Below are 264 nucleotides of genomic sequence, written 5' to 3'. Positions count from 1 at the left end.
CCAACCGCAGGATGCCCGCCGCCGTGACCAACCCGTCAACGATGCCGTAATCCTTGGAAATCATGTCGAAAAGCTGGGTGACGGACGTTTCGGACGCGACGTCGCAGCCCAGCCCGCGATGACCTTCACCGGGCAGCTCAGCCGCCAGTGCCTCGGCCTTCGCGCCGTCCAGATCGGTAACGACCAGCCGCCACCCGTCTTCCGCCAGCCTTTCGGCCACGCCGCGACCGATACCGCCGCATGCGCCCGTAAGCACCGCCGCAA

At 67.0% G+C, this 264-nt stretch carries 1 protein-coding gene; it reads right to left on the bottom strand.

Annotated elements, in window-relative coordinates; genetic code table 11:
* Positions 1-264 (bottom strand): SDR family NAD(P)-dependent oxidoreductase (locus tag JI667_RS21625; protein WP_206858525.1); only part of this gene is annotated, 264 nt, incomplete at both ends.

The organism is Bacillus sp. NTK074B, assembly GCF_017303375.1.
GTDB lineage: Bacteria > Bacillota > Bacilli > Bacillales > Bacillaceae_B > Rossellomorea.
This window is presented reverse-complemented; position numbering and strand designations above follow the sequence as displayed.